Here is a 3,159-nt window from a genome sequence, read left to right as displayed (position 1 = left end):
GTAGGTGGGAGAGCGTTCAAAAAGTCAGGCGTGTTGATTAATCAATAAAAACCTGTTGAGAAGGCTCTGTTCCCAGCTTTTCTGCTGTAGTCGGCAAGCGTTTCGTTCTCTTCACTTGAGAACTGTCGATTCAGGGGAAACGGTTGTTTTTTCATCAGCCTTCTAGGAAAACTCCATATTCGTGAGTATCGCAGGCATCCCCGGAGCCGGACCCGGTTTTGACGAATCACCGTCGAAAGTGCCAGTGTTCGTCAACGGCAGCGTGGATAAAAACGAACGAAGGAGGGGAAGAGGACATGGACGCACGATTGACCGAATGGCGGCAGCAATGGCAAGCCATCTTGCATGAGTTTCGCAAACAGGCTCCGCTTGGCCGCGGCGATGTCGTTGTGATCGGCTGCAGTACGAGCGAGGTGCTTGGCGAGCGGATCGGCACGGCTGGATCGATGGACGTTGCCGCCATGCTGTTTGCCGAGCTTGACGCGTGGCGGCGCGAAACCGGCATTGCGCTCGCGTTTCAATGTTGTGAACATTTAAATCGGGCGCTTGTTGTCGAACGGGAAACCGCCAAAACTCACGGGCTGGAGATCGTTTCGGTCGTTCCGGTGCCGAAAGCGGGTGGGGCGATGGCCGCCTACGCCTATCGAAAGTTCGCTGACCCGGTCGTTGTCGAGGCGATTCGCGCCGATGCCGGCATTGACATCGGCCATACGCTCATCGGTATGCATTTGAAGCCGGTTGCCGTTCCCGTGCGCGTTTCGGTGAAGCACATTGGATCGGCGTGCGTGACGCTGGCGAAAACGCGGCCGAAGCTGATCGGCGGCGCCCGAGCGGTCTACTCGTTGGAAAATCCGAATGATTCCTGTTCTTTCTAGCGGTTTCATTCATTTTTTCTTTGAATTTGCCTAGCTGAAGCTGATAAAATAAAAACGAATATTCACTGATTTCGCATAAGGGGGAGCTATTGATGAATTACTTGCCACAACAAGATCCGCAAGTGTTCGCCGCTATTGAGCAAGAGCGGAAGCGGCAACATGCGAAAATTGAACTGATCGCCTCGGAAAACTTTGTCAGCCGCGCGGTCATGGAAGCGCAAGGGTCGGTGCTGACGAACAAATATGCGGAAGGCTATCCGGGACGCCGCTACTACGGCGGTTGTGAATATGTCGACATCGTCGAAGATTTGGCGCGCGAGCGAGCGAAGCAGTTGTTTGGAGCGGAGCATGTGAACGTCCAGCCGCACTCCGGGGCGCAGGCGAACATGGCCGTTTATTTCACCGTTCTTGAGCACGGCGACACGGTGCTTGGCATGAACTTGTCGCACGGCGGCCATTTGACGCACGGCAGCCCGGTCAATTTCAGCGGCATTCAGTACAATTTTGTCGAATACGGCGTCGATCCGGAAACGCATGTCATTGACTATGACGACGTGCGCGAAAAAGCGCGCCTTCACCGGCCGAAGTTGATCGTCGCCGGCGCGAGCGCCTATCCGCGCATCATCGACTTCGCCAAGTTCCGCGAGATTGCCGATGAAGTCGGCGCCTATTTAATGGTTGACATGGCCCATATTGCCGGTCTTGTTGCGGCAGGTGTTCATCCGAATCCAGTGCCGTACGCCCATTTCGTTACGACGACGACGCACAAAACGCTGCGCGGTCCGCGCGGCGGGATGATTTTATGCCAGGAGCAGTTCGCCAAACAGATCGACAAAGCCATTTTCCCTGGCATTCAAGGCGGCCCGCTCATGCATGTCATTGCCGCCAAAGCCGTCGCGCTCGGCGAAGCGTTGCAAGACGACTTTAAAGTCTACGCGAAGCGCGTCGTGGAGAATGCCAAACGGCTCGCAGCCGCCTTGCAAAACGAAGGATTCACTCTCATTTCCGGCGGCACGGACAACCATTTGCTGCTTGTCGATTTGCGCCCGCAGCAGCTGACCGGGAAAACGGCGGAGAAAGTGCTCGATGAGGTCGGGATTACGGTCAACAAAAACACGATTCCGTACGATCCGGAAAGCCCGTTTGTCACAAGCGGCATCCGCATCGGCACGGCCGCGGTCACGACGCGCGGCTTCGGATTGGAAGAGATGGACGAAATCGCCGCCATCATCGGCCTTGTGCTGAAAAACGTCGGCAGCGAACAAGCGCTTGAGGAAGCGCGCCAACGCGTCGCCGCTTTGACGGAAAAGTTTCCGCTCTATCAAGACTAAGCGCCGCCGCTTCGTCCGAAACCGTACGGTGCACCGCCTCCGGATTTGGCGGTGCGCCTTTTTCCGTTCGTTCGGCAGTTGAATAGGCGCTCGTTTTCCAGTAGAATGTATAGAAGTGCAGCGCATACATACGGAAGAGGAGAGTTGACCCATGGGAAAAGTGTACGTCTTTGATCATCCGCTCATCCAGCATAAATTGACCTACATTCGCGACAAGAATACGGGCACGAAAGAATTTCGCGAGCTTGTCGACGAAGTGGCGACGTTGATGGCGTTTGAAATTACACGCGATCTGCCGCTTGAGGAAGTCGAGATCGAAACCCCCGTCAGTAAAGCTAGAGCGAAAGTGATCGCCGGCAAAAAACTGGGCGTCATTCCGATTTTGCGCGCCGGCATCGGCATGGTTGACGGCATCCTGAAGCTCATCCCGGCGGCGAAAGTCGGCCATATCGGCTTGTACCGCGATCCCCAAACATTAAAGCCGGTCGAATATTACGTCAAGCTGCCGAGCGATGTCGAAGAGCGCGATTTTATCATCGTCGACCCGATGCTCGCAACCGGCGGATCAGCGGTGGCGGCGATCGATGCGCTGAAAAAGCGGGGAGCGAAAAGCATTAAATTTATGTGCCTGATCGCGGCGCCGGAAGGAGTCAAAGCGGTGGAAACGGCCCACCCGGATGTGGACATTTACATCGCTGCCCTTGATGAGCGGTTGAACGACCACGGCTATATTGTCCCTGGTCTCGGCGACGCCGGCGACCGGCTGTTTGGCACAAAATAACAGTTGCAAGGCGCTCCGCGCCGCGCGGGGTTCGCATTCCATCGAGCGGCGGAGAGGGTGCCTTGCCCATGCGTCAGTTAAGCGCTTGCATCGAATAGGCCGCGGCAGAAAGATGGCGCTGAGAAACCGCTCCGTTTGCAAAGCCAAGTATATATATAGATGCAACGAAGAA

3 protein-coding genes are annotated in these 3,159 nt (G+C 55.8%); all 3 read left to right on the top strand.

Annotated features, from left to right (window positions below):
- Window positions 1–296: 296 nt before the first annotated feature.
- The 3 genes from VU18_RS14670 to upp all read left to right on the top strand — a co-directional run bounded on the left by VU18_RS14670 (window position 297) and on the right by upp (window position 2,987).
- Window positions 297–875 carry a TIGR01440 family protein gene (locus VU18_RS14670; protein WP_013524809.1) on the top strand — a complete coding sequence of 193 codons (579 nt, stop codon included), beginning with the start codon at window positions 297–299 and terminating at the stop codon, window positions 873–875.
- Between the two features lie 92 nt (window positions 876–967).
- Window positions 968–2,206 carry a serine hydroxymethyltransferase gene (gene glyA / locus VU18_RS14665; protein ID WP_011232836.1) on the top strand — a complete coding sequence of 413 codons (1,239 nt, stop codon included), beginning with the start codon at window positions 968–970 and terminating at the stop codon, window positions 2,204–2,206.
- Window positions 2,207–2,357: 151 nt separating this feature from the next.
- A complete protein-coding gene (gene upp / locus VU18_RS14660; RefSeq protein WP_011232835.1) occupies window positions 2,358–2,987 on the top strand; it encodes a uracil phosphoribosyltransferase in 630 nt (209 codons plus the stop codon).
- Window positions 2,988–3,159 lie beyond the last annotated feature (172 nt).

The sequence above is a fragment of the Geobacillus sp. ZGt-1 genome (assembly GCF_001026865.1).
GTDB classification, from domain to species: Bacteria; Bacillota; Bacilli; order Bacillales; family Anoxybacillaceae; genus Geobacillus; species Geobacillus thermoleovorans.
The sequence above is the reverse complement of the archived record's forward strand: the minus strand, read 5'-3'. Positions and strand labels throughout refer to the sequence as shown.